The following is a 24,512-nucleotide window of genomic DNA, read 5'->3' as shown; positions in this document are numbered from 1 at the left end:
ATTAACCACACCTAATAGGCAATCGGGCTGATTTTTTGAAGGGTATCCAGATGATGGTGGGAAACAATCTCGCGCACCGTGTGGGTCAGACCGCGCGTCACCAGGCTGTGGGTGCGGACAAAATCCCCGGAGTAATTGACACCATCCAAAAGCGTTCCGTCGGAAATACCAGTGGCGACAAAAAAGGTGTCATTTGAGGAAACCAGGTCGTCCAGGGTCAGGACACGTGTTAAATCAATGCCAGCAGCTTTTGCCAGCCGGCGGTCTTCAACATTGCGCGGCCAGAGAATGCCCTGCATCGTGCCCCGCATTGCGCCTAAGCCACAGGCAGCCAGCACAGCCTCGGGCGTTCCGCCAACGCCCATCAGGACATCGATTCCAGTTCCCGGCCAGGCAGTCATCAGGGCACCGGCTACATCGCCGTCGGGAATCAAACGGATCCGTGCGCCACAATCGCGCACCTCATGGATCAAACGCTTATGCCGGGGGCGGTCCAGAATCACCACAGTTAATTCATCGATGTCCATACCCTTGGCATGCGCAATTTTGTTGAGGTTGTCTTTCACGGGAGCGTAAATATCAATCACGTCCCTGGCTTCATAACCGACGGCAATTTTTGACATGTAAAACATCGGGCCCGGGTTAAACATGGTCCCTGGCGGGGCAGCCGCTATGGTGGCAATCGCATTTGGCATGCCTTTGGCAACCAATTCTGTGCCTTCCACAGGGTCAACCGCCATATCCAATACAGGCAGCTCGCCGGTGCCGACCTTCTCGCCATTATAGAGCATCGGCGCCTTGTCTTTCTCACCCTCACCGATGATGATCGTTCCATCCAGATCGATCTCATTCAACAAAAAGCGCATCGCATCCACTGCTGCCTTATCAGCCTCGATTTTTGATCCGCGACCAAAGTGGCGCGCGGCTGCCATTGCGGCTCCCTCTGTAACTCGAACGAGTTCCAGGGCAATATTCCGGGTTGGTTTTTGCGTTGTGAGGTTTTCCATATGCCATCCTTTCGTCTGCATATCTTGAGTCCATTATATCAAATCCTGCTACGACTCGGCTCAGACGTCAGCGCCGTTCACTAACCGTGTGAAGCCAGTATAATAGGCTCTAAAGACCGTCTGTGAGGAGATTTAATGAACATCGAGATGATAGGCTTTGATGCCGATGACACCCTCTGGTATACCGAGGTCCACTACCTTAAGGCGCAGGAGGACCTTAAACAGATCCTTAGCCCGTGGGGAAAAGCAGATCAGGTCAGCGAGGTGATTGACCAGATGATCCTCAGCAACCTATCCGATTACGGCTATGGTATCAAAGCCTTTATTCTCTCGCTTATTGAAGCCGCCATCCACGTCTCCCAGGGTGAGCTCCCGGCACATCAGGTTTTGCAAATTTTGTCCATAGGCAAAAGGATGCTCGCTGAAGAGATTGTCTTAAAGCCCCATGTCCAGCAGACGCTGCAAAGGCTGGTCGCTTCGTATCCGCTGATGATTATCACCAAGGGCGATCTTTTAGACCAGATAACCAAGGTGAAGCGCTCCGGTATCGGGGATTATTTTTCATCGATTGAAGTTGTGAACGAAAAATCAGTGGAGACTTATGCCAGCATCTTCGAAAAGCACCACATCAATCCGAAAAACTTTCTGATGATTGGCAACACCATCCGCTCTGACATTCACCCGGTTCTGACATTAGGATGTCGAGCCATTCATATCCCAGCGGAATCCACCTGGGAACACGAAAATATACCGAGCTTTGACACCACGCATGATGGGTATTATGTATTGGAACATATGGGGCAGCTTCTGGATCTGATTGCCAGGCTTGACGGCACCCCTTGAGCAATTTGCCTTAGCTGATCTCAACTTTTCAAAACGCCAACGATCGGGAGCTTTCGAATTATATCGGGGCTAAAGAATGTGCTGAAGTTAAAGGCCGGATTTACTCGATTTTAATACTATCAACCCCGTCAATTTCGTAAAGGGAATCGATCAATTCTTCTAAAGGTTCATCGTTTGCGAAGCGAGCCAAAGCCTGAATGTGCAGACGGAAATTTTTAATATTTTTTTGAGCATTAAAACTTAACATCTTTTCTGCGTGGTCAAAGATGATTTTCCTGACCGTCTTGACCAGTCCCTTTCGGTACTCAGCTTCAATTTGAATAAACCGTGCAACAGACGTGCGAACATAGCGGTTCTCAATAACATGCAAAAGTGATAGAACGCCCAGCATGAGCGCAGTAGCGACCACGGAAACCAGGTAATAGCCTGCGCCCACTGCCAGACCAACAATTGCCATGGTCCACAGGGAAGTCGCAGTCGTTAAGCCTTTGACGTTATTGCCGTAACGCAGGATTGCACCAGCACCCAGAAAACCAATTCCAGAGATCACCTGTGCGGCAAGGCGTGCTGGATCAAAGGGTAAATTTTCCCGGGCATAGATATGGCCTAAATTAACCGATAGAATCATGGCCAGGGTGGCGCCAATCACCAGGATCATGTGGGTGCGAAGCCCGGCGGGTTGATCGTGCCGCTCACGCTCAAAGCCAATCACGCCACCCAGGATTGCCCCTACCAGTATTCTTAAGATGATTTGTTTTTCAGAAACCATCATCGGTTTTATCCTCCAACAATGAAAACGATAAGCGATAAGATTGAGATCACCCAGAACGTGCTAACTCGGTTATTGATCGCTTATTTAATAATTGTGCCGGCCTGAAAAAGAAACAACGAGGCCGACCTGAACCTTGATTCTACCCTCAACCTTAATGAACTGACAACAACGGATCATTATTGACATACGGATATGTGAGATTCCCCAATTATTTTAATCTGTCAATGAAGAATCAAGTTTTTACTCATTATGCGATTTGAATTGTTTTCACTTCGGATAGCTGGAAGTGATCTCAAGCAATAATTTCAAACTCACCAAATCCGTATAGTCCTCAAGGCGCATCCACAGCCAACGTCCCTGGGGTAAAGCTGAGGGCTGATTTAACAAAGTGCGCAGGCGAGCATTGAAGTAACGGATCCTAGCTTGGGCTGCTTCTTCACCGTCCTGACTGAGGGTAAGAAAGGCGGTCAAGCCGCCCCGCTCTGGAAACAGCATACACAAGCGTTGTGCACCTTTGCGATAATCCTGCCCCCAGCCGCGCTGGGCATTGTAATACGTCATACCGCCCTGAAAGTCCGGATATTGCTTTTGTAAATATTGATTGACCTGTTCCCAAAGAGAGAAAGCCTCATCGCCAATCAGCTGGCGAATCAGTTCGGGTTCAGGGGGATTATTTCGATCCAGCAATCGCTCATCCGTCATTTTTATGAAACTCAGCCTGCGTTTAAATAAAATCCAGTCAACATCTCAAGGGTTCTATGCACACTTGGTACTTGATTGTATCTTAATACAGGTCGAAATCTGTTCTAGGCTGCAACATAGCGGAGACATCACCGTAAAGCACACATCCTTTTACACCGGCTTTGAGCAGCTTAATGCGTGCTTTTAGAACTGAAAATCCAGGCGAGATCGAAGCCGACCACTTATTTTGGAGCGCCATGGATTTTCAAGCCATTCATCCTAATTGTGGCACATCGATCAATGCTGGAATGAGATTAGCCAGCTACATGTTTAACTTAGAAAAAGCACAGATGGCTCTCCGACCATTTTTTAAGGTAACTGTGAGAATTCGTTCCCAAATTTTTCAATTCTATGGTACTATAGCATTTGTGATTTGAAATTCACATATGTGTTATAATCAAATCGTTAACTTATTTGATAATTGGCTCGCAGAATCTCGCTAAGCTAATCCAAGTTACAGGAAATGAACATGATAGCAACTTCTTTATTTGAATTACATGCCCACGCTACCAAATATCAAAGTGTGTTATTACGAACTAATTTATGCGGTAATTTCGTTTCAGGCTCTCCCTTAAAAAGTTAAACCTGTTATAGTTACCTCATTTGTAAAAAGAGAAGTGAAGATAGAAAGGAAAGCGTATAAGTCGGATAAAATTCATAATTCATACCCACATCGTTTTTTACTATAACTTAAAAGGAGACAATGAGAATGTTGAAAACAAAAAAACACTTGCTTTTATTAGTGGTTTTAATTGCACTGCTAACTGTTGCAGCATGCAGTGGAAAACCAGCTGAAGCCCCCGTCGAACCTGACGCTCCCGAAACAGAAAAAGAGTGGCCAGCAGTAACAATTGAGTATTGGCACATCAATAACGAGACCTTTGGTTTGCCCGCTATCCGCCAGTTAATTGAAGAATTCAACGCAACTAATGGCAAAAATATTACTGTGGTTGAGAAATTCATCCCTGATGTTTATACTGGCGTTGCACAAAACTTGCAGGCGTCACTTGCTGCGGGGATTTATCCAGGCGTTGTTCAAGTAGGTTATGTATATTTGAATTATTTCGCTGATAACTTTCCGCAATTTACCGACCCTCAAACTGTTATTGAAAAATATGCTCCTGAAGATGCTGGTTTCTTAGATGAAATTTACTCTGAAGCCGTTTTAGCTCTGGGAACATCTATTAGCGGTAGAACTCTGGGAATGCCTTATTCAGTAAGTACCCCACTGCTGTATTACAATGCGGACCTCTTCAGAGAAGCGGGACTCGATCCTGACAACCCACCTGCAACATGGGATGAAGTTAGAGCAGCCGCTGAAGCCATTAAAGAGAAGACTGGATTATATGGTCTGTATTTGCAAGCACCTACAGATACTTATAATGTAATACCAATAATGCTCTCTAACGGCCTTGATGAAATGTATCAAATCAATGCTGATGGTACTTATGCAGCAGCATTCAACACACCAGAAACTATTGAAGCATGGACTTTCATCCAAGAAATGACTTCTGATGGGCTAAATATTCACGTACCCCTTGAAGAGGGCGTGGGTGCTTTTGCAGGCGGCACGGTTGGAATGATGATTACAACCTCAGGGCGAATTAACTATCTGATGGAAAACACAGAGTTTGATGTCCGCGCCACATACCATCCGACATGGGGCGATAAAGACCGCAAAGTATGCATTGGCGGTAATCTTTTAGTTATTGTTGCTGAAAATGAAGATGACATTCTAGCAAGCTGGGAATGGCTTAAGTTCATCTTTAAACCAGAATCAATTGCTCTGTGGACTCAGGGAACTGGCTACCTTCCACCAACAAAAACAGCAGTTGAATCAGTTGAAATTAAGGAATGGCTAGATTCTAACCCAATGGCGTCCATAGCCTACAAACAACTTTTGAGCGATGCAGTTCCTTGGACATCTTGGCCTGGCCCTAACGGTCTCCAAGTTGATCAATATCTTGTTGATATGAGAGATGCGATACTTTCCAACTTCGATGATGTTCAAACAGCTGTAGACGATGCAGAATCTAAGATCAACACGCTGTTAAACCAGTAATTTGAATCCCAATTTCTCCATACTGCTGGAAAGCCTTCCAGCAGTATGGAATTTTCATCGATGGACGCAAAAGAGGCAAGATAAATTATGAACATTTTTCGAGGATTGAAGAAGTTTCAATATAAGAAATTTGAACCCCTACTTTACCTTTTCCCGGTAATTATCATCTATGCTATATTTATGGTTTGGCCCATCATTCATAACATTTATTTGAGTACTCTTCAATGGAATATGGTTTCGCCAAACAAGGTTTTTGTTGGGCTGAGAAACTTCCAAACCATATTTAAAGACCCTCAATTCCCGTTAATCCTGCAAAACACAGTGATCTATGTTCTGATCATGCTAGTGCTAAACTTTGTTATACCTTACTTAATTGCTTATATATTGGCTCAACTGATTAGGTCAGGCAACCATTTTTATCGATCAATTTTTTTCTTTCCCAGCTTACTCTCCCTAGCCGTTGCTTCGATCATATTTATGTGGTTGCTGACTCCGTTAGGGGGTCCATTAACTGAGTTATTAAAAATTGTAGGGATAAAAGCTCCAAATTGGTTTAATACTCCTTATTATGTACTGGTCGCTCTTAGCATTATTACTGCTTGGCGTTGCTTTGGCTTTAATCTGATCATTTTCATTGGAGCGATTCTTGATGTTCCGGATGAGTTAATTCAAGCCGCAAAAATTGAAAAAGCCTCTGATTGGCTAATTTTTTGGCGTATCGTACGTCCATTAACTTCGTCAGCTGCCTTGTATGTTTTTATCATTACTTTTGTGTTTGGTCTTCAGTATGTTTTTACGCCTATCCACATGTTAACTGTTGGCGGACCAAATCAGCATAGCTCAAACTTGGTGTATATAGTTTATCAATTTGGGTTTAAGTTTTTCCAATCCGGACAGGCTTCTGCATACGCGTTAGTATCGATGGTGATGTTCTTGATCATAATCATTATTCAAAAAATTGTCGACAGGAGAGTGTTCTATGCTAATTAAAAACCCGCGCATTTTTAAACAGGTGCTATGGCACTTGTTATTATTGGCGATGATTTTCATCACGCTCTACCCTTTGGTATTTATGGTTTCTGCTTCGTTCAAAACTAATGTTGAGTTGTTCTCGTCTGGTTTGCACATTCTCCCATCATCGCCAACACTTGTTAATTTCAATGCTGTTTTCTCAAAACATCCTGTTGTAAGTTTCATCCTCAATTCTCTGGTCATCGCATCTATTGTGACAATTGCTAAAGTAATCACCAGTGTTTTAACCAGTTATGCGCTTGTTTTTATGGATCTTAAGTACAAGGAAGTGATTTTTTATATCTTTACACTTACGATGTTTGTTCCTTTTTCAGTCATTATGATTCCTAACTATTTGACAATTAATAAATTAGGCTTAATGAACAAACTTGTTGGCGTTGCATTGCCCCAATTAGCTGACGCCATGGGTATATTTCGTATTCGCCAGGCGATGCGACAAATCCCCAAATCGTTGGTAGAGTCGGCTCGAATTGAAAAAGTAAATCACTTCACTACATTGCTCAGAATTGTGATACCTTTGGTAAGATCATCGATTGTAGCAATGAGCATCATCTTTTTCATTAACTCATGGAATGAGTTCATTTGGCCAATGCTAATTCTTAAGTCGCGTGAAAAATCAACCGTTACAATTGCTTTGCATTATTTTTTAAACAGTGAGGGCGGAAGCGCATGGGGATCGTCGATGGCCCTCGCAACAATTGCTACAATCGTTCCTTTGTTTTTGTACCTAATTTCTCAAAGACAAATTATCAGCACATTTTTGCAATCCGGCCTTAAGGAGTAAAGCGCCAATGAAAAGTATCGATTTTGTAAATGTACATAAAAGCTATGGTCATGTTGAAGTTATCAACGGTCTGAATTTAAATATTCCATCAGGCATTCGATTGGTCCTTCTCGGACCATCTGGTTGTGGTAAAACAACAATCTTGCGTATGATTTCAGGCCTTGAATCAATCACTGCAGGTGATCTTTTCATGGGAGGAAAAAAGGTCAATGATGTCGAACCTGGCGACCGCAATGTTTCAATGGTGTTTCAAAATTATGCGCTTTATCCGCATATGACAATTGAAGATAATATCCTATTTGGTATGCAAGTGGCGAAAGTCGACAAAAAGGACCAGCAAGAACGTTTGTATTGGGCGTTAAATATCCTTGAGTTAACGCCCTATATAAAACGTTATCCTAAAGAATTATCAGGTGGGCAAAGACAACGCGTAGCACTTTGTCGAGCCTTGGTTAAAAAAGCGCCGTATTTATTGCTTGATGAGCCATTATCAAACTTAGATGCTCAGTTACGAACAAATGCAAGAGCGGAATTAATTAAAATACACGAAGTATATAGCCCAACTTTTGTTTATGTAACTCACGACCAAGTGGAAGCCATGACAATAGGCCATCAAATTGTCGTGCTAAATAAAGGCGTTATTCAACAACTCGATTCACCAGATGCTATCTACAAAATGCCAAAAAATGTTTTTGTAGCTAAGTTTATCGGCTCGCCCAGCATGAACATTATTGAAGTTATTATCGATGGACATGACATGATATTGGACAACACCCGTATTAAGATTCCCCCATATTGGATTGAGTTAGTTGGTAATCGCACAAAAGTTAAATTTGGTATCAGGCCTGAACATGTCGTACTCAATAATTCGAGAGGTGATAAACAACTTAAGATAGGTTATACAGAGAATCATGGCAACCGTAAATGTTACTCGTTTGCAGTTGGAAAAGATCAATTGATGGCTACTTCAGACCCTGATGAAACAATTTCGAATGTGATCTATATGAATATTCCTTGGGACAAAGTTCACTTCTTTGATAGTGATACTGACGAGAATATTGGTTACCCATCAAAATTGAAGAATGAGGAGACAAATGAATAATATACTTGTAAGCTCTTCTGCTTACCTTGCTTTTAATATCGTAAATATGGTTAACCTTCCACGAGAGCTAGGAATAGAAGTTCTTATTGAAAATGCGAATGATTTTGTTTGGCGGCATGCTCTTAAAGAATTGCTGATTGACCGTCCAAGCCAATTTAGTATCCATGGCCCCTTTTTGTATATGAATCTTGCTTCCCCAAATTGTGAGATGGATCAGGTTGTTGAGAACTATAAATGGACATTTGACTACTACAACACCTATGGTGCTAGACATGTTGTACTTCACCCTCATGGACAAATTCTCGAACCGCAAAAAGAAGATGCAGAAACAAGAAAGGCAAGATGCCTAGAAAATATTAACACTATTGCTGAACTAGCTTTAAAAGAAAATGTCAATTTATTGGTGGAAAACCTTCCTTATGCTTACACAGTTTTTGGCCAAGAAGACTATTTTGACCTGTTTAAACAAATTCCCAGCGTTGGTTCAATAATTGACGTTGGTCACTGTCTAATTAAAGGCTGGGATATCCCTACAGTTTTAGAGATTTTAGGCTCGAAGATAGATGCTTTCCATATTAATGATAATTATGGTTTAAACCAAGCTGATGTTCACATGAAAGTGGGCGATGGCGTCTTCGATTACAAAGAATTCATAAAAGCTTATAAAAAATTCTGCCCAGACGCCCGCCTTGTATTAGAGTACTTAAATGTAACAACTGAAGAGATTGTTGAAAATGCAAACATGATCAGTAATTTATTGGCTGAATAAGCATCACAAGGAAATAAACTCTTCATTATTTAACAACAAACGATTGGAGAAAAAATGGATATTATCGTCAGTCACTTACCCTATTTAGGTTATTCAATTATTAACATGAAAGACCTCCCAAAACAATACGGTATTGAAATTTTTGCCGAGTACGGTAACAATTATTACTGGAAATACCATTTAGCAGAATTAATGAATGGAAGAACTGGAAAATTAAGCGTCCACGGACCCTTTTGTCAGATAAACCTGGCTTCAAAAGAATGTAATTGGAATGACGTTTTGGAAACCTACAAATTGAGCTATGATATCTGTAATCAATATAATGCTGTCCATTGTGTATGTCACCCTCACGGGCCAATGCCAGATTATGAAGGGTTTGTTTTAGAAGATGGACAAAAACTGGCTTTAGAACGGGTCGTTATCCTCAATGAAATAGCTAAATCTGAAGGTGTTGAATTACTGGTTGAAAACATGCCATTTCCAGAACTTGTTTTTCAGCAGGACGATTTCGTTAAGTATTTCGCTTCGGTTGAAGACATTAACTTTCTGATTGATATTGGACATGCAATGCTACATGGCTGGGACATTTCTAAATTACTCAGCGATTTAGGCACTCGCATACGTGCTTATCACGTCCATGAAAATTTCGGGGATGCTGACTCGCATTTAAAAGTTGGTGAGGGCCCTCTTGATTGGAACCAGTTTTTCTTAGATTATAAGCAAAATTCTCCTAATGCGCGCTTAGTTCTTGAATATATGTATGGTCCAATGGATTCAATCATTGAAAATATAGCCCTTGTAGAAAGCTATTTATAATTATCGTTTATTTATAGGAAGTTCAACCTTACGATGAATTTTTCTGCTCAAACAGGGAGTAATCGATTGATATCAACTTGGTGAGCAAAAATTGATTTGCTTTTGGTTGCCTAATCATTAATAAGTAAGGTTGTCGAAACAAAAGTAAGTTAGAATTAGTTCTCAATGGAGGAAAAATGAAAATTGCCATTGGATCAGACCACCTTGGACTTGAATTAAAAAACACCATCAAGGAGTTCCTCGAAACACAGGGGACTGTTAAGGTTGAGATCGTTGATGTAGGTGTTTTCGATGCCAATCCTGTTGACTACCCTGATATCGCTGAAAAGGTAGCCTTGGAAGTCGCCTCGAAAAATTGTGAGCGTGGGATTCTAATTTGCGGTACTGGAATTGGTATGGCACTCACAGCAAATAAGGTGCCAGGTGTGCGAGCGGCACAAGCACATGATGTTTATTCCGCTGAACGTGCACGAAAAAGCAATGATGCCCAGGTAATTACATTAGGGGCGCTGGTTATTGGCAAAGAACTGGCGAAGAAAATCATCGAGGCCTGGTTGGTCTCCGAGTTTGGTGGAGGCGGTTCTACCCAAAAAGTTAATAAGATAAAACAACTGGATGAACGGTATCGAAAATTAGAATAAGCGATCATGGACAAGGTGTCATCGCGTAAGCAGGTGACGATACTCATTAAATAGGAGAAGAGCTGTTTATTTTGGATCACTAAAAGTATCCAAGCCGTTCTTCCCGATTATCGCATAGCTATCAATGCTGAAATGAGATTAGCCATCGACATGTGTGGTTTATAGCTTGTATCGATGGCTCATCTTATTATTTAAAGTGATTGCAAAAATTCATTTCCAAATTTTAAATTTACATGGTATTATTACATTTGTGATTTTTAATTCACATATGTGTTATAATTACTATGTTATTTTATTATACGATTGTCCACAGAACCTAAACTAATCTAAGTTACAGAAAATGAACACAATACCAACACCCTTATTTGACTTTCATGCCCACACTACTGCTTCTGATGGGACATTAACGCCAACCGAACTCGTCACGCTAGCCAAACAATTGGGTCTAATTGCGATGGCGATTACCGATCACGATACAATCGCTGGTTTACCTGATGGATCTGCAAAAGCAAAAGAGTTTGGAATTTATTTTTTACATGGTGTAGAGCTGAATACAGATGCCAGCGGTGTTGAGGTTGATATACTTGGCTATTTTGTCGACATTGAAGATCCAACCTTTATTAATATGGTTGAGTATCGTCAAGGTGAGCGGATCCGAAGAGCAACGGAAATGGTTTCAAAGCTCATTGAGTTGGGATTCAACATTACCTATGAAAGAGTGCGCGAGATTGCTGGCGGTGTGATCGCAAGACCTCATATAGCCCAAGCACTAATCGAGAATGGGTATGCATCGAGCCAGAAAGATGCTTATGCTCGCCTAATCGGTTTTGGCGCCCCGGCTTATGCAAAACGGGATCCTCTCAAACCAGAGGTTGCAATAAAACATATTAAATCCGCTGGCGGTGTGCCGATTATTGCTCATCCGGGATTAATCGGTGACGATTCTATTGTGCACGACCTCCTGAACCAGGGTGCAGAAGGTTTAGAAGCATATTATGCTTATCATACCAAGGAGCAACAGGACAAGTATCTGGCAATAGCAAATGACTATAATGTGATCGTGAGCTGCGGTAGCGATTATCATGGTCCAAATCGAAATAAAAACAAGATGCTGGGTAGTGTAGTGACTCCAATCCAAGTAATGGAAACTCTCGTTGACAAAGTGCAAGAAGCTTGGCATACATATAAGATTAAGGCGGTCAAATGATTCTCCTCGGTGCATCAACCCTCCTTTTTGATTACAAACTAGCTGAAGTTATTCCGATGATGCGCGATTTAGGGTACGACGGTGTTGAGATCTGGCATTTTCATTTAGAGCGAACCCGAGAAGACATAGGAAAACTGTCTAGGCTGGCTGAGCAATATGAAGCGCTAATAACGGTGCACGCCCTTAGCTGGGATCTTAATTATTGTTCACGTTTACCCGATATTCGAGAAGCTTCTCTCCAAGCCCTTCAAAAAAGCATCGCCTTATCTCGTGATTTAGGTGCTAAAACCGTAGTTGTCCACCCGGGACGAATTACAGTGCCAAATGATACACCTGAAGCAAACTGGCCTTTATTAATTGAAGGTACTCAAAAGTTGGTTGATTATGCTGAAAGTGTGGACGTAACACTCTCATTAGAGGTTATGGAACATATCCCCAGGGAGTTTTTTATTCAGCCGCAAGATGCAACTTACATTCTGGAGCATATCACTTCCCCTTCTTTTAACATCACCTTTGATGCTGCCCACGTTCCATATAACATAGGGCTGATTGATTATTTTCAGGCAATGCCTCGAGTTGGACACATCCACCTTAGTGATTGTAGCAAAACTAAATACCATTTACCTTTGGGCGAGGGGACCCGTGAACTAGATCAGTTTTTACAACACTTGAACAATATCAAATGTACATTACCGATTGTGATTGAAGGATTGGAATTTGAACGCACGCCTCAGCTGGCGGCAAAAAACAAACTTCAATTTGATAGGTGGATGAACTTAATTAGGGAAACATGAAAGGAGGTCGTCAAATCAAAGAAAATCAACATTATCATCAAGATTGTATAAAAAAACACATTTAATTTTTTTTGAGAGGAATAAGATGAAAAACAAATTACTAATAGCTTTAACCATCCTTATGGTCGTATTAGCCGCCTGTACTCCCAAAGAGGTTGCAAAGCCTGAAGAACCTGCAGTAGAACAACCTGCGGTAGAACAACCTGTGGAAGAAGTCGTCGAAAAAGTCGAAGAAGTCGTCGAAGAAGTCGTCGAAAAAGTCGAAGAAGTTGTTGAAGAAGTCATCGAAGAAGTCGAAGAGATTGTTGAACCTGCTTCTGGCACCATCACTCTTTACACCTCTGAACCGGAGGGCAAAGTCGCTGAAATGGTGGCTGACTTTAACAAACTCTATCCAGATGTCACTGTGGATGTTTTCCGCTCGGGTTCAGGTGAAGTGATCGCCAAAATCCAGGCAGAAAAAGAAGCTGGAGAGATTCAGGCTGACCTCATTTGGTTTGCCGATATTGATTTCTTCGATAAGTTAGCTGACGAAGATTTATTCTTGGTCTACCGACCTGCTGGGAGTGATGTCGTTGACGAGATGTTTCACTATAATGGCGATCGTTACCAAGAAGTTCGTTTCATCTTCAATATCATTGCCTACAATACCACTTTGGTTAAAACTCCACCAACCAGCTGGAAAGATCTTTTAGACCCACAATATGCTGGCATGGTTGGTATGCCAAGCGCATTATATTCTGGCGCAGCCTTTAATCACGTAGGTACCTTTGCTAATATGCCTGGTTTTGGCTGGGAGTATTATGAGGCACTCAACGATAATGGGGTTGTTGTTGAACGAGCTAATGGTGGCGTGCAAGCCAAAGTGGCATCCGGCGAATTTGCTATTGTACAGGTTGTCGACTTCATGGCAAGGGATGTCAAGAACGAGGGCTCGCCTGTGGAACACATCTGGCCAGAAGAAGGCGCACTTTTAATTCCAACGCCTATTGGTATTCTAAGCTCCACAAAAAATCCTAATGCTGCAAAAGCCTTTATGGATTACATGTTCACTGATAGTGCTCAAAAACTTTTTGTGAAGCAAGGTTATGTCAGTGTCATTGATGGTGTCGAGCCACCTGCTGGTGTTCCCGATATGGCCGATTTCAAAGTCTTAATGCCTGATTTCGAATACATTGCTGCAAACCGCGACCTGATCCGGAGTGAGTTTGAACGGCTTTTTGGTGCTCCAGTAGAATAATATAATAACCAAAAACAAGAGGAGGGTAATCAATTACCCTCCTCAACTAATAACTGAATTAAACGATAGGACAAGTGGATGTGGGAATGAAAACAGCAACATCAAAAAAACAGGTTGACCGTAGTCGATTAATTCAATCGACCATCTTCTTTTTGGGCATTATCATTTTTGTCCTTCTATTAGCTCTGATCATTTTCCCATCTTGGACGCTCATAAAAACCAGCCTAACCGCAAATAAGCAATTTTCATTTCAAAATTACGGTGAGCTACTGAGTGATTCCAGCACGTATTTAGCACTAAAAAACACATTGTTTGTGTCGAGTTTGGGTAGTATTGGAGCCACAATCATTGGCGTGCTTGTTGCTTGGTTATTAGCACGAACAGATATCCCTTATAAGCGTTTCTGGCAAACCTTATTGATTGTTCCTTACTTGATACCACCATTCATTGGAGCAATAGCCTGGGTTTATTTAGTTGGGCCAGTAGGTTACATCAATAAACTCTGGATAGCAATCAGTGGAACGATCCGGCCGTTAATAAAAATTTACAGCAAGTGGGGCATAATCTTTGTCATGGCTTTTTATAGTTATCCAATTGCCTATATGATGACACTAGGACCACTTCGACAGATGAATCCCTCATTAGAAGAGGCGGCACGTATATCTGGAGCCTCAATTGGGCGCACTTTGCGAGATATTGTTATACCTTTGATGATTCCGAGTATTGGTGGAGCGTTTTTGCTTATTTTCATGTCAATGATGGCCAACTTCGGGATTCCAGCAGTCATTGGAATGCCAGCTCGGTATTATGTCATGACGACTAAAATTTTCCTGACCATATTAAATTATGACAAAGCCAATAATTTGGCGCTCGCGGCTGGCTTGTCGATGCTTCTGGTGGTCATCGCAACAATTATGATGAGCTTGCAACGTTTATTACAAAAGGGTAAAAGTTTTTCGATCATCAGCGGAAAAAGCTCACAGCCACAGCTCGTTGCTTTGGGTAAGTGGAAGCCTCTTGCCGTCACTTTTTTGTCTATTATGGTCATCGGAACGGTTATCGCACCACTGACAGCGATCTTTCTCACATCAATCACGCGTGTCATTGGCATCCCACTTACAGCCGACAACCTGACCTTAAACAATTACATTCAAGTTGTCGTTGGTGTGGCAAAAGTAAAACGAGCGATAAGAAACAGCTTGCTTATGGCGGCCGGTTCGGCGACTGTGATTGTTATAATTTCTTTAATTCTTTCTTACTTGCTCGTGCGTGTTCGCGTAAAGGGGAGTCAGTTAATTGAAACGATCACTCTCTTGCCTTATGCAATACCAGGAACCGTAGTTGCTCTGGCTTTGATCCTAGCTTTTCTAAAACCTTTGCCGCTTATAGGCATCTCAATATACAACACGATATGGATCATTGTTATTGGCTATATTACTAGGTTTTTAACTTTGGGTATCAGGTCAATAAGTGCCGCCTTCGAGCAAGTACATGTATCTTTGGAAGAAGCCGCTCGAATGTCGGGCGCCAATTTTATTACAGCTTTTAAGGATATTGTCATCCCACTAATCAAAACGAATGTTTTTGCAGGCTGGTTTATGGCTTTTATTCCTGCTTTGACAGAGTTGACCCTTTCTATCTTATTGTTCTCAGTCGGCAACGAAACTCTAGGAACAGTCGTTTTTGGCTTGCACCAGGAAGGAAAAGTCTTAATGACAGCTGCGTTAGCGTTTATGGTTACTCTGATTGTTTTGACACTCAACTTTATAACTAACAAAGTTACAAAAAATCAGATGGGATTCTAATTCTTATTAAGGACAATTAATTATGGCACAATTAGAACTTAGCAATATTTCTAAATCTTACAATAAAGTTACGGTTGTACAAGATTTCAATATAAAAATAGCAGATGGTGAATTTCTAACCTTGCTTGGTCCATCAGGATGTGGAAAGACCACAACCTTACGCATGGTTGCAGGTTTTACAGAGCCAACAACTGGTAGCATCTTATTGGACGGCAAACCAATTTTTTCTACAGACAAGAAAATATCTCTAGCCCCTGAACAGCGTGATATGGGTATGGTCTTTCAATCTTATGCTGTTTGGCCTCATATGAATGTATTTAAAAATGTGGCTTACCCATTAAAGTTTAAGAAATTTAGTCAAACCGAGGTGCGACAGAAGGTTTCAGAAGTTTTGAATCTGGTCAAATTAAGTGGCTTTGAAGATCGCATGCCAGATCAACTTTCAGGTGGTCAACAGCAGAGGGTTGCTTTGGCACGAGCTTTGGTCATGGAACCTAAAGTATTGCTATTGGATGAGCCTTTATCTAACCTTGATGCAAAATTACGTGAAAGTATGCGTTTTGAAATTGTAGAGTTACAAAAGCGCTTATCAATGACAGTATTTTATGTAACTCATGACCAGACTGAGGCCATGTCAATGTCCGATCGCATTGTAGTGATGCAAGATGGTTTTATAAAACAAATTGGTTCACCCAGAGAAATTTACCAGAAACCTAACAGTCAATTTGTAGCAGGGTTTATTGGTTTGGCTAATTTCATCCCGTGCATCGTGGATGCAATTACAAGTGACCACGCGCGAGTAAAACTATTAGATGGATCATCAGATCACTTTTTGGACGTTCCCGTTATACCGAATATGTTTAATCTAGGTGAAGAAGCCATTATGATGGTAAGGACTGAAGATGTGGAAATTTTGCCTTTCGACCAAGGAGGTACGCGAGCTGTACTTGTCAGACAAAATTACTTGGGAGACAAAAGCGATTGTTTGTTGAAGTTAGGCCCTATCGAAATTCGGGCAAATATTGGAATCTATGCTGAATTGGAAAACGGGCAAGAGGTCAAACTTACTTTTTCGAACCCGATTATATTAAAGAAATAAAATTATCAACTTTTATTTTTTCCAGGTTCGTCAAGAAAAACCGATAAGGTTTTTCATCTTTGACGTGCCAGGCACTCATGTCAAAAAAAATAACAGGTGCAACTAACCTGACCGAAATTACGATTTTTCGTTTAATTGCCAGACTGGTTGAATTACTCGCCGGTAACGACGTCAATGCCCAACATACGCAGAAGTTTAATGATTGTGAATGGGTTTCTTAAGTAGTGACCATAATAAAGGGCTTCTTTAACATCTTCTTTTGTAAGGTTAATCTCTTCAGGTTCCACTGGCAATCCTGCTTTGTGCAACAATCGACCCATTTCTTCAGGTGAAGGGACAGAACGCGCCAGAGCTTGAATATCGGGCCAGTGGGAACTGATTCGTTCCTGAACTTTATGGTACTCTTCGGGAGTCATTTCAAGATAGATCTTTTGTGAGCGAATGATGTCATCGGCTATAGAGCCATACACATTACGGATTGTGCTGATCTCATCTTCCAAAATTGGCATTGGTGTAGACGCCAAACGCCTATTAACTTCATCAATGTCAATTTTCTTAATCCATTCATAACGTTCTGCCATCAACATAGAAGCGATGCCTACCTTGGTCCCGTGGTAAATTGCCGGTCGCCCTTCTCGTAGCAATTTCATCTCCCAGTAATGTGAACATGAATGTTCTGAGCCCGACGCAGGACGCGAATTTCCCATCTCCAACATACACAAGCCTACGTCCAATAAAGCATCGGTCAATGCATAAATGTTTTGCTCCCAAGCATCTTCAAGATGATCGATTAATTTGACACTCTGCTCTAAGCGTTTCGAAACACGTCCTGCCAAATTGGGGTCATAAGGATCACGAATTGTTAGGTTTCCCATTGCCCAATCTGCTAGCGCTGTAAATTTGCCAAAAACATCACCAAAACCAGCCGCAATCATGTCGCGGGGTGCCTTTGATAATGTTGGTAGGTCAGCAAAAATAGCAATTGGTGGACGGGCGATAACCGTTTGTTTCAATCCCTGAATTGTTAACGAACTCCCCGAAGATGCATATCCATCCATTGACGGGGCAGATGGCAGGGAAATAAAGGCCGATTGTGTACGATCGGCTACGAAACGAACCATATCCGTAATTGTGCCCGAACCTACCGCTAGGTAAGTACACGGCGCATCATTCGTTATTAATAATATTTTTATTAAATAATTTTCATCTGGAGTTATAGGGTCACCTTCAAGGATAATTGATTGCACATTAAAACCAAGATCCCGTAAAGTTTTTTGAACTGGCTCGCCCCATCGAGGGTAGATGTTTTGATCTGTGACTAAAGTGAAACAATCCAGCTTCTGTTTAGAGCAATAAGAACTTAAAGCTTCTAAAGTATCACTGCCAATATAAATAAAAGGGTATTTTGTTTGCATTAGGCTCCTAATTTTTTACTGAAATATTCCTTGTCACATGAAAATATCGAAAGAATTGCTACAAAAAGCATGAGTAGCAATTTTAAAGTATCACTGTCAAAGTTATTTAAAAAACTTTGGACAATCTCATATTCTGATGATTGTTAAAATATCGCCTGCTCCGCTCAAGCGATAAATTGCACAAAAAGGCGCCAGAATAAACATTTAATTTACTGTGAACTGGAAATCATTAAAAAACAGGTCCAGTTCTCTTCCTGTTTAAATGGTTTTGTAGATGCGCTTTTTTTTAATGAATCTGGTTAACCTTTGTGCAATTTAACCTATAAGAATTCTCTGTACATCAAGCAAGGATCTTGTAGACTTAACTGACCAGTTTATCCTGCTCCCGGCGCAATTTGTAAATCAGATCATCTTCTTTCAAGGCAATGTCCTCGTATCGAATTGCTGTGCCCATTTTTACGGGTTTAACAATCTTACCTCCGACAGTTAAGCCCATAGGCACTAAACCCTGTTCATAAGCAACAGAAGCTTTCTCAATCATTCCATAAATCGTGAACATTCCCAAACCATCTATCACATCGCCGACTTCAAGGTCGCGTTTGGCGATAGCAATGGTTTCTGCTACAGGAAAGATTTTGTGATTAAGCGTTTCTTTTTGGTGTAAAACAATGTTTGCTATGGTGATCGGTGCTTCCAGGTTTGCTAAATGGTAAGGGCGATAAAGGCTCCAGTAATTGCCATGGCCGGTCAGACCAAGGTAATTCAGATCTTTCCGTATTTTTGGCTGGTCGGTAGCGATGATAACAAATACACCTGGTGCTGGGCCGATAGCGTAATCAACAGCACCCTTTGCTTCAAAAATACCACCATCAGATTTTGGAACAAACATCTTAGGCAGATCTGTAACGCTGCATTTCGGGCCATAAGCGCCCCGTACTTCTGGTGCATAGCCGGTCGCATTACCAATTGAGGTCATCTCTACCATAGTTTTTGTGCCGTCAACAAACGAGCACAACATTTTTGCGCTCATTTCTCGTTGTTGAGCAATTTTTGCTAGAGAATCCGGTGTGGCTGAGCGATCTAAGGGATTGTTTTTCCCTTTGCCAATGGTCACTATCTCGAATCCTAAAGCGTCAGCAAAGTCAAAAATCTCTTTAATCGAACCGGGTTCATCTCCTGCCACCAATGAATAAATTACACCTTTTTCTTGAGCTTTTTGTGTCAGAATGTATCCAATGGTTGCATCAGTTTCCACATTCATATTAACAATTGGCTTGCCTGCTTGAATTGCTTGATAACAAACTTCAGCGCCAACATTAGGAATGCCTGTACACTCAACAATAACATCCAATGATGGAATTTGTGCTAAAAAATTTGAAGAATGTGTGGCGACGCGCTGGCCATCGCGAATTAACTCGTCAGCCCTTGACAAGTCATCGTCAATTTCGTGCACAAGTTTTTCAGGCACACTAGCTTCGATATAGGCATCTTTAGCTCGGGATGGCATGATATCAGAAACGGCAACGATTTTCATGCCGTGCATTTTCTCAATTTGCGATATCATTCCAGTCCCCATCTGGCCTGCCCCCACAAGTCCTACCCGGAACGGACCACGTGATTCCTCTGCTTCTATTAGTTCTTCTTTTAGGGTTGCCATATCACTCTCCTGTAAATTTATTAAAATAATTTTTCAACATTTTTATTTTTTCAATGTCCGCTTTGTAAGCCGACTTTTCTTAAACATATATATCACGAAGTCATTCTGGTTCTGTTTGGTCACTGAAATTAACTACAAATATCCTAAATTGGATATATTCTTGTTTGCGATATCTCCGACTGCCAATCAGTAAGATGAAGTTTCAATGCATAGGATACCATTATGATCATTCGACAGGTAGATTTAGCTCATTTCCACTTTTGTGTATGTTTAACATAAATCACGTTACATCAATAAAAGCTCTGGTGTTTCGAGCGCTTTGACGAGGTCTGTTAAAAAGTTTGCCGCAACAGCGCCATCTACAACACGATGATCGGCACCTAATGTCATCATCATCATAGGACGCACTTTAATTGTGTCTTCTTTATCAATTACGATGGGCTTGCGCTTTATAGAACCCACCGCAAGTATGGCAGTCTGTGGTGGGTTTATAATTGCTGTAAAAGATTGAATGCCAAACATCCCCAGGTTTGAGATAGTGAATGTGCCATCTCGAACCTCTTCCATTGTTAATACGCCAGCTTTTGCTTGAGTGGTTAGGTAGGCAAGGTCTTTGCTGATTTCTCGAATTGTTTTCTGATCAGCATTGTGAATCACTGGCACGATTAACCCTTCATCAATCGCTGTGGCAATCCCGATATTAACTTGATCCCACAGTTTAATATGTCCATCCTCAAATCCAGCATTCAAGAATGGGTGACGCTTTAGTGCCCAAGCCACGACTCGAATGAGGTAGCTTGTTAAAGAAACCGGGATTTCATTGGCTAACTGATTGATGCGCTTTCGACTTTCTTCGGCTTCATGCATGTCGACTTCAACTGTTAGGTAAATATGGGGCGCATTTTGATAGCTCTCTGTCATCTTGTCAGCGATTCGTTTTCGAATGCGAGATAAAGGCAAAGTTTCCACCAGGGAAACAGACGGCTGTGTTTTTTCTGAGCTTTCAATAATGAAAGTACCAACATCGGCTGCCTGAACCCGTCCACTTGGGCCAGTCCCTATAATTTCAGACAAAGAAACTTTTTGTTCCTGTGCAATTCGCCGAGCTGCAGGGGTAGCAGGCACTTGGACTCGGGGCGCAACCTTATCAAGGCTCTCAATGTAGGACAAGACATCTTCTTTTGTGATCTTTTCACCGGTAGACGGTACCTTAGACAAATCAACTTTTTCCGCGTCTGCCATTCGTTTTGCAACAGGGGTGGCTGGCTTATGTTTCTTCTCTGGTTCGATATCCAATGTTTCCTGTGGCGGATGCTGGTCAAATGTTTCTTGCTTTTTATGTGGCAAATCAGGTATGTCGGCTTCGGTTTCATCTTTTTCAAGGATATATGCGATCACTTGAGTAACAGGCACCTCTTCATTATCGGCATATAAGACCCCAGCCAAACGACCCGATGCGGGGGCTTCAACTTCACTGGTGATTTTATCGGTTTCTATGATGACAACCGGCTCACCTTTTTCTACCATGTCGCCCTCTTTCTTTAACCACTCGTTGATGACGACTGTCTCCTGGTCCATATCCATCTTAGGCATAATAAAGGGAATGGGCATGACATGTTTCCTTTCAATACTTGTTGTTTACCATTGCTCGCACTTCGCGAACAATATCATCAACTTGGGGTACAGCAGCCGCTTCAAGATGTCGGTTGTAGGGGATTGGGACGTCTTTACCGGTCAAACGGCGCATAGGGGCATCCAAATAATCCCAGGCTTTTGTTTCCGAAACTGAAGCCATCACTTCGCCTGCCCAACCCGCTGTTTTAACCGCTTCGTGTACAACTAAAAGTCTGCCGGTTTTCTTGACGGATTTGGCGATGGTATCCACATCCAATGGAGATAATGTTCGGGGATCCACAACTTCTATAGAAATACCATCTTCTTCCACAATCTTTGCTGCATCAAGAGACTTATGGACCATAATGCCCGAAGCAACAATAGTAATGTCCCGTCCAACACGTTTTATATCGGCTTCACCCAAGGGGATCAAATACTCCTCTTCTGGGACTTCACCTTTGATTTTATACAGCAATTTATGCTCAACAAAACATACTGGATTCTGATCACGTATGCTGCTGATCAACAATCCCTTTGCATCGTAGGGTGTACTGGGAGCAACGACCTTGAGCCCAGGAATGTGCATCAAGATTGTTTCAAGGGACTGAGAATGCTGTGCAGCTGCACCCGTGCCGGATCCGCCAGGCAAGCGGACTACCATTGGCACAGTGGCTTTCCCACCAAACATATACCGTGCTTTAGCCGCTTGGTTAACTAAGGGTTCCATGGCTAGGAAGATAAAGTCCATGAACATTAATTCTGCAATCGGTCGCATACCAACCATGGCTGCCCCGGCAGCGGTCCCGATAATTGCTTCTTCTGAGATTGGTGTTTCAATAACCCGGTCAGGGCCAAACTCTGCTAACATTCCTGCGCTAACGCCAAAGGCGCCGCCATAGGTACCAATATCTTCACCAATCAGAAAGACACGCTTGTCTCGGCGCATCTCTTCTACCATAGCATCATGTATTGCTTGACGATAAGTGATCTCAGGCATAGACCCACCCCATAACTTCTGTAACATCAGGTTCCGGCGATTCTTCAGCAAATTTAACTGCATTATCGATAAGTTGTTTCACATCTTCTTGTATTTTTTCAATGTCTTTATCATCAATTATCTTTGCTTCTAACAACAAGTTCTGAAATCGATCAATTGGATCATGTCGTTTCCAGGCGTCGATTTCTTCTTTTGTGCGGTAAAGGTTTCGATCGCTCTTCGAGTGACCGAAATAGCGGTATGTTTGAGCTTCGATAAAAACTGGACCTTTTCTCGCTCGGCAGTGCTCGACTGCGTTTTTCATTGTTTCGTAAACGGCCAAAACATCATTTCCATCAATGTAATAACCAGGAATGTTATGAGCAAGTGCCCGATCTTTGAAAGGCGTTTTTGAACTAACCTTAGCAATATCAGCCGACATTCCATACCCGTTGTTTTCACATAAGTAAATTACCGGGAGAGCCCAGATAGAAGCCATATTCATTGACTCGTGAAGAATACCTTGATTTGCTGCGCCGTCACCAAAAATTGCCAGTACAACCTGGTCGGTACCCATCAATTTGATGGCTAAACCAACCCCAGCAGCAAGCTGTATGCCTCCACCAACAATACCATTAGCGCCCAAGTTGTTAGCCTCTACGTCAGCAATGTGCATCGATCCTCCCCGCCCCCTACAGTAGCCCGTCTCCTTGCCCAGGAATTCTGCCATCATTTTGTTGATATCTGCACCGCTGGCAATAAAATGCCCATGCCCTCGATGATGGTTAAGCAGGTAATCATCTTCTCTCATTACAAAACCTGCTCCGACAGCAACCCCTTCTTGCCCAGCCGATAAGTGCATAGTGCCATGTACTTTTCCCAAGGCGTACAATTTATCAGCCATTTCCTCAAATAGTCGAATAGATATCATAGTGCGATACATTTCGATCAGGTTTTTTTCAGACAAACCTAATTTTTTGGACTTAGCTATTAAATCCGTCGTTGTTTCATTGTCAAACTCTGCGAACTGTCTATATTCCATAGTCTCCTGCCTTAAAGTTATTTATTGAAAGATGGTTTGTTTTCTCAAGCACCTCCATGGCTGTATCCGAATCGGTAATTAATACATTGATCAATTTCCCTCGCAAAGCTCCAATAATCGGGTCAATTTTTTCTCTTCCACCAGCTACACCGATCCGGATCGGAATTTTTAACAAGTCCTCAAAGGGAATACCAATCAATCTGTCTTGATAGCTCTGTGCAACTTTTTCACCGTTAATATTGTAAAAACGTCCACTCACGTCCCCGATAGCACCGGTTTTCTGGATTTCTAAAAGTTCATGTTCAGGCATGTAGCCAGCCAAATAATAACTACAATGTGAGAAGTCCAGGCTGCCAACACCCAACAAGGCAACATCCACTTCCTTGCAGGCATTAATACTTTCTTTAATGCTGGGCGTTCTTAACAATAATTCTGCAGCTGTGGCGCTTTCAACAAAATATGGTGCATTAATGTAAATACCTTCAGCGTCAAGAATCTCTTCCAGGCGGCGCACAATTCCGTGTCCGTCATAGACCTGGATACGCGAACCAACTGCACCTAAAAGTTGAACTACTTTAATGTTAGGGATTCGATTTGTGATTTCTAACTGATCGATCGTTGCACTAACTGCTGTGCCCCATGTCGTTCCTAATGAAATATCGGGTTCCAAGTATTTCGTTAATTCTTTTCCCGCAACTTTGCCTAATGTGTGAAGCAACTGTTTTGTTTGATGAACCTGAATAACATGCGCATCAATTAATTCAAAACGTGTAACCAATTCTTGACTGAGCAAATCGTTTTCTTGAACAGGATGAATAACTTGAATTTTTACAATGTTCTTTTCCCGAGCCTCTTTTAGTAAACGCGAAACATTAGAGCGAGTCATGCCAATTTCCTGGGCAATTTCATTCTGATTTTTCCCGTCCAAGTAATGCATTTCGGCAATTCTTGCCAATAAAATTGTACGATCTCTATGTTTGGATTTATTGCTCACAGGACTTCTTTTCACAATTGTATTCGATAATTCAATCATGTGAATTTTATCAGAGGCTGCCCTCCAAGTCAAGCGAGTATATATACGCATTACGAAGAAT

Annotated in this window: 23 protein-coding genes; 14 read left to right on the top strand and 9 right to left on the bottom strand. The window is 41.9% G+C overall.

Features of this window, described 5'->3' with window-relative positions; translation table 11 throughout:
- Nucleotides 1–11: 11 nt before the first annotated feature.
- On the bottom strand, nucleotides 12–1,007 hold the full coding sequence (gene glpX / locus CFX1CAM_RS11040; protein WP_087863141.1) for a class II fructose-bisphosphatase: 996 nt from the start codon (nucleotides 1,005–1,007) through the stop codon (nucleotides 12–14).
- Between the two features lie 135 nt (nucleotides 1,008–1,142).
- Between glpX and CFX1CAM_RS11035 the strand changes: the two genes are divergently transcribed.
- Nucleotides 1,143–1,850 (top strand): HAD family hydrolase, encoded by a 708-nt coding sequence (locus tag CFX1CAM_RS11035; RefSeq protein WP_087863140.1) that lies wholly within the window; start codon nucleotides 1,143–1,145, stop codon nucleotides 1,848–1,850.
- 100 nt (nucleotides 1,851–1,950) lie between these two features.
- On the opposite strand, the gene CFX1CAM_RS11030 is transcribed toward CFX1CAM_RS11035, so the two are convergent.
- Nucleotides 1,951–2,622, bottom strand: coding sequence for an MgtC/SapB family protein (locus CFX1CAM_RS11030; RefSeq protein ID WP_087863138.1), 672 nt, complete (start codon nucleotides 2,620–2,622; stop codon nucleotides 1,951–1,953).
- A gap of 267 nt (nucleotides 2,623–2,889) precedes the next feature.
- On the bottom strand, nucleotides 2,890–3,324 hold the full coding sequence (locus tag CFX1CAM_RS11025; protein WP_087863136.1) for a DUF3788 family protein: 435 nt from the start codon (nucleotides 3,322–3,324) through the stop codon (nucleotides 2,890–2,892).
- Between the two features lie 173 nt (nucleotides 3,325–3,497).
- Here CFX1CAM_RS11025 and CFX1CAM_RS11020 point away from each other — a divergent pair, with 173 nt between their 5' ends.
- The 13 genes from CFX1CAM_RS11020 to CFX1CAM_RS10955 all read left to right on the top strand — a co-directional run bounded on the left by CFX1CAM_RS11020 (nucleotide 3,498) and on the right by CFX1CAM_RS10955 (nucleotide 16,714).
- Complete coding sequence (locus CFX1CAM_RS11020; protein WP_087863134.1) at nucleotides 3,498–3,740, top strand: hypothetical protein; 243 nt, start codon at nucleotides 3,498–3,500, stop codon at nucleotides 3,738–3,740.
- A 332-nt stretch (nucleotides 3,741–4,072) separates the two neighbouring features.
- Nucleotides 4,073–5,425 (top strand): ABC transporter substrate-binding protein, encoded by a 1,353-nt coding sequence (locus CFX1CAM_RS11015; protein ID WP_157891876.1) that lies wholly within the window; start codon nucleotides 4,073–4,075, stop codon nucleotides 5,423–5,425.
- Between the two features lie 87 nt (nucleotides 5,426–5,512).
- On the top strand, nucleotides 5,513–6,415 hold the full coding sequence (locus CFX1CAM_RS11010; protein ID WP_087863130.1) for a carbohydrate ABC transporter permease: 903 nt from the start codon (nucleotides 5,513–5,515) through the stop codon (nucleotides 6,413–6,415).
- Nucleotides 6,405–7,241, top strand: a complete 837-nt coding sequence (locus tag CFX1CAM_RS11005) for a carbohydrate ABC transporter permease (RefSeq protein WP_087863128.1) — start codon at nucleotides 6,405–6,407, stop codon at nucleotides 7,239–7,241. The genes CFX1CAM_RS11010 and CFX1CAM_RS11005 overlap by 11 nt, the downstream gene beginning before the upstream one ends.
- 7 nt (nucleotides 7,242–7,248) lie before the next feature.
- Entirely contained in the window at nucleotides 7,249–8,343 is a 1,095-nt protein-coding gene (locus tag CFX1CAM_RS11000) for an ABC transporter ATP-binding protein (protein WP_087863126.1), read from the top strand.
- Nucleotides 8,336–9,112 (top strand): sugar phosphate isomerase/epimerase family protein, encoded by a 777-nt coding sequence (locus tag CFX1CAM_RS10995; protein ID WP_157891875.1) that lies wholly within the window; start codon nucleotides 8,336–8,338, stop codon nucleotides 9,110–9,112. The genes CFX1CAM_RS11000 and CFX1CAM_RS10995 overlap by 8 nt, the downstream gene beginning before the upstream one ends.
- 54 nt (nucleotides 9,113–9,166) lie before the next feature.
- Nucleotides 9,167–9,928, top strand: coding sequence for a sugar phosphate isomerase/epimerase family protein (locus CFX1CAM_RS10990; RefSeq protein ID WP_087863122.1), 762 nt, complete (start codon nucleotides 9,167–9,169; stop codon nucleotides 9,926–9,928).
- A 176-nt stretch (nucleotides 9,929–10,104) separates the two neighbouring features.
- On the top strand, nucleotides 10,105–10,569 hold the full coding sequence (gene rpiB, locus CFX1CAM_RS10985; RefSeq protein ID WP_087863120.1) for a ribose 5-phosphate isomerase B: 465 nt from the start codon (nucleotides 10,105–10,107) through the stop codon (nucleotides 10,567–10,569).
- Nucleotides 10,570–10,909: 340 nt separating this feature from the next.
- On the top strand, nucleotides 10,910–11,776 hold the full coding sequence (locus tag CFX1CAM_RS10980) for a PHP domain-containing protein (protein ID WP_087863118.1): 867 nt from the start codon (nucleotides 10,910–10,912) through the stop codon (nucleotides 11,774–11,776).
- Nucleotides 11,773–12,570: a sugar phosphate isomerase/epimerase family protein gene (locus CFX1CAM_RS10975; protein WP_087863116.1), complete on the top strand. Its 798-nt coding sequence runs from the start codon at nucleotides 11,773–11,775 to the stop codon at nucleotides 12,568–12,570. The genes CFX1CAM_RS10980 and CFX1CAM_RS10975 overlap by 4 nt, the downstream gene beginning before the upstream one ends.
- Nucleotides 12,571–12,655: 85 nt before the next feature.
- Nucleotides 12,656–13,810: an ABC transporter substrate-binding protein gene (locus tag CFX1CAM_RS10965; RefSeq protein WP_157891874.1), complete on the top strand. Its 1,155-nt coding sequence runs from the start codon at nucleotides 12,656–12,658 to the stop codon at nucleotides 13,808–13,810.
- A gap of 86 nt (nucleotides 13,811–13,896) precedes the next feature.
- A complete protein-coding gene (locus CFX1CAM_RS10960; RefSeq protein WP_087863110.1) occupies nucleotides 13,897–15,615 on the top strand; it encodes an ABC transporter permease in 1,719 nt (572 codons plus the stop codon).
- 22 nt (nucleotides 15,616–15,637) lie between these two features.
- Nucleotides 15,638–16,714, top strand: a complete 1,077-nt coding sequence (locus CFX1CAM_RS10955) for an ABC transporter ATP-binding protein (protein ID WP_087863108.1) — start codon at nucleotides 15,638–15,640, stop codon at nucleotides 16,712–16,714.
- Nucleotides 16,715–16,866: 152 nt separating this feature from the next.
- Here CFX1CAM_RS10955 and CFX1CAM_RS10950 read toward each other — a convergent pair whose 3' ends face one another.
- The 6 genes from CFX1CAM_RS10950 to CFX1CAM_RS10925 all read right to left on the bottom strand — a co-directional run bounded on the left by CFX1CAM_RS10950 (nucleotide 16,867) and on the right by CFX1CAM_RS10925 (nucleotide 24,451).
- The gene (locus tag CFX1CAM_RS10950; RefSeq protein ID WP_087863106.1) at nucleotides 16,867–18,129 is read right to left on the bottom strand and encodes a sn-glycerol-1-phosphate dehydrogenase; all 1,263 of its coding nucleotides are present in this window, start codon (nucleotides 18,127–18,129) and stop codon (nucleotides 16,867–16,869) included.
- A gap of 361 nt (nucleotides 18,130–18,490) precedes the next feature.
- Nucleotides 18,491–19,786 (bottom strand): NAD(P)H-dependent oxidoreductase, encoded by a 1,296-nt coding sequence (locus tag CFX1CAM_RS10945; protein ID WP_087863105.1) that lies wholly within the window; start codon nucleotides 19,784–19,786, stop codon nucleotides 18,491–18,493.
- 285 nt (nucleotides 19,787–20,071) lie between these two features.
- Nucleotides 20,072–21,397, bottom strand: a complete 1,326-nt coding sequence (locus CFX1CAM_RS10940; RefSeq protein ID WP_087863104.1) for a dihydrolipoamide acetyltransferase family protein — start codon at nucleotides 21,395–21,397, stop codon at nucleotides 20,072–20,074.
- Nucleotides 21,398–21,410: 13 nt separating this feature from the next.
- Nucleotides 21,411–22,397: an alpha-ketoacid dehydrogenase subunit beta gene (locus CFX1CAM_RS10935; protein WP_087863103.1), complete on the bottom strand. Its 987-nt coding sequence runs from the start codon at nucleotides 22,395–22,397 to the stop codon at nucleotides 21,411–21,413.
- Nucleotides 22,390–23,418, bottom strand: coding sequence for a thiamine pyrophosphate-dependent dehydrogenase E1 component subunit alpha (locus CFX1CAM_RS10930; RefSeq protein WP_087863101.1), 1,029 nt, complete (start codon nucleotides 23,416–23,418; stop codon nucleotides 22,390–22,392). Before CFX1CAM_RS10930 ends, CFX1CAM_RS10935 begins: the two co-directional genes overlap by 8 nt.
- Nucleotides 23,408–24,451 carry a sugar-binding transcriptional regulator gene (locus CFX1CAM_RS10925; protein ID WP_162287688.1) on the bottom strand — a complete coding sequence of 348 codons (1,044 nt, stop codon included), beginning with the start codon at nucleotides 24,449–24,451 and terminating at the stop codon, nucleotides 23,408–23,410. The genes CFX1CAM_RS10930 and CFX1CAM_RS10925 overlap by 11 nt, the downstream gene beginning before the upstream one ends.
- Between the last annotated feature and the right edge of the window lie 61 nt (nucleotides 24,452–24,512).

The organism is Brevefilum fermentans, assembly GCF_900184705.1.
Taxonomy (GTDB): domain Bacteria; phylum Chloroflexota; class Anaerolineae; order Anaerolineales; family Anaerolineaceae; genus Brevifilum; species Brevifilum fermentans.
The sequence above is the reverse complement of the archived record's forward strand: the minus strand, read 5'-3'. Positions and strand labels throughout refer to the sequence as shown.

Coding starts and splice junctions, on each gene's coding strand:
- glpX (WP_087863141.1), bottom strand. CDS start 1,007: ATGGAAAACCTCACAACGCAAAAACCAACCCGGAATATTGCCCTGGAA.
- CFX1CAM_RS11035 (WP_087863140.1), top strand. CDS start 1,143: ATGAACATCGAGATGATAGGCTTTGATGCCGATGACACCCTCTGGTAT.
- CFX1CAM_RS11030 (WP_087863138.1), bottom strand. CDS start 2,622: ATGATGGTTTCTGAAAAACAAATCATCTTAAGAATACTGGTAGGGGCA.
- CFX1CAM_RS11025 (WP_087863136.1), bottom strand. CDS start 3,324: ATGACGGATGAGCGATTGCTGGATCGAAATAATCCCCCTGAACCCGAA.
- CFX1CAM_RS11020 (WP_087863134.1), top strand. CDS start 3,498: ATGCGTGCTTTTAGAACTGAAAATCCAGGCGAGATCGAAGCCGACCAC.
- CFX1CAM_RS11015 (WP_157891876.1), top strand. CDS start 4,073: ATGTTGAAAACAAAAAAACACTTGCTTTTATTAGTGGTTTTAATTGCA.
- CFX1CAM_RS11010 (WP_087863130.1), top strand. CDS start 5,513: ATGAACATTTTTCGAGGATTGAAGAAGTTTCAATATAAGAAATTTGAA.
- CFX1CAM_RS11005 (WP_087863128.1), top strand. CDS start 6,405: ATGCTAATTAAAAACCCGCGCATTTTTAAACAGGTGCTATGGCACTTG.
- CFX1CAM_RS11000 (WP_087863126.1), top strand. CDS start 7,249: ATGAAAAGTATCGATTTTGTAAATGTACATAAAAGCTATGGTCATGTT.
- CFX1CAM_RS10995 (WP_157891875.1), top strand. CDS start 8,336: ATGAATAATATACTTGTAAGCTCTTCTGCTTACCTTGCTTTTAATATC.
- CFX1CAM_RS10990 (WP_087863122.1), top strand. CDS start 9,167: ATGGATATTATCGTCAGTCACTTACCCTATTTAGGTTATTCAATTATT.
- rpiB (WP_087863120.1), top strand. CDS start 10,105: ATGAAAATTGCCATTGGATCAGACCACCTTGGACTTGAATTAAAAAAC.
- CFX1CAM_RS10980 (WP_087863118.1), top strand. CDS start 10,910: ATGAACACAATACCAACACCCTTATTTGACTTTCATGCCCACACTACT.
- CFX1CAM_RS10975 (WP_087863116.1), top strand. CDS start 11,773: ATGATTCTCCTCGGTGCATCAACCCTCCTTTTTGATTACAAACTAGCT.
- CFX1CAM_RS10965 (WP_157891874.1), top strand. CDS start 12,656: ATGAAAAACAAATTACTAATAGCTTTAACCATCCTTATGGTCGTATTA.
- CFX1CAM_RS10960 (WP_087863110.1), top strand. CDS start 13,897: ATGAAAACAGCAACATCAAAAAAACAGGTTGACCGTAGTCGATTAATT.
- CFX1CAM_RS10955 (WP_087863108.1), top strand. CDS start 15,638: ATGGCACAATTAGAACTTAGCAATATTTCTAAATCTTACAATAAAGTT.
- CFX1CAM_RS10950 (WP_087863106.1), bottom strand. CDS start 18,129: ATGCAAACAAAATACCCTTTTATTTATATTGGCAGTGATACTTTAGAA.
- CFX1CAM_RS10945 (WP_087863105.1), bottom strand. CDS start 19,786: ATGGCAACCCTAAAAGAAGAACTAATAGAAGCAGAGGAATCACGTGGT.
- CFX1CAM_RS10940 (WP_087863104.1), bottom strand. CDS start 21,397: ATGCCCATTCCCTTTATTATGCCTAAGATGGATATGGACCAGGAGACA.
- CFX1CAM_RS10935 (WP_087863103.1), bottom strand. CDS start 22,397: ATGCCTGAGATCACTTATCGTCAAGCAATACATGATGCTATGGTAGAA.
- CFX1CAM_RS10930 (WP_087863101.1), bottom strand. CDS start 23,418: ATGGAATATAGACAGTTCGCAGAGTTTGACAATGAAACAACGACGGAT.
- CFX1CAM_RS10925 (WP_162287688.1), bottom strand. CDS start 24,451: ATGATTGAATTATCGAATACAATTGTGAAAAGAAGTCCTGTGAGCAAT.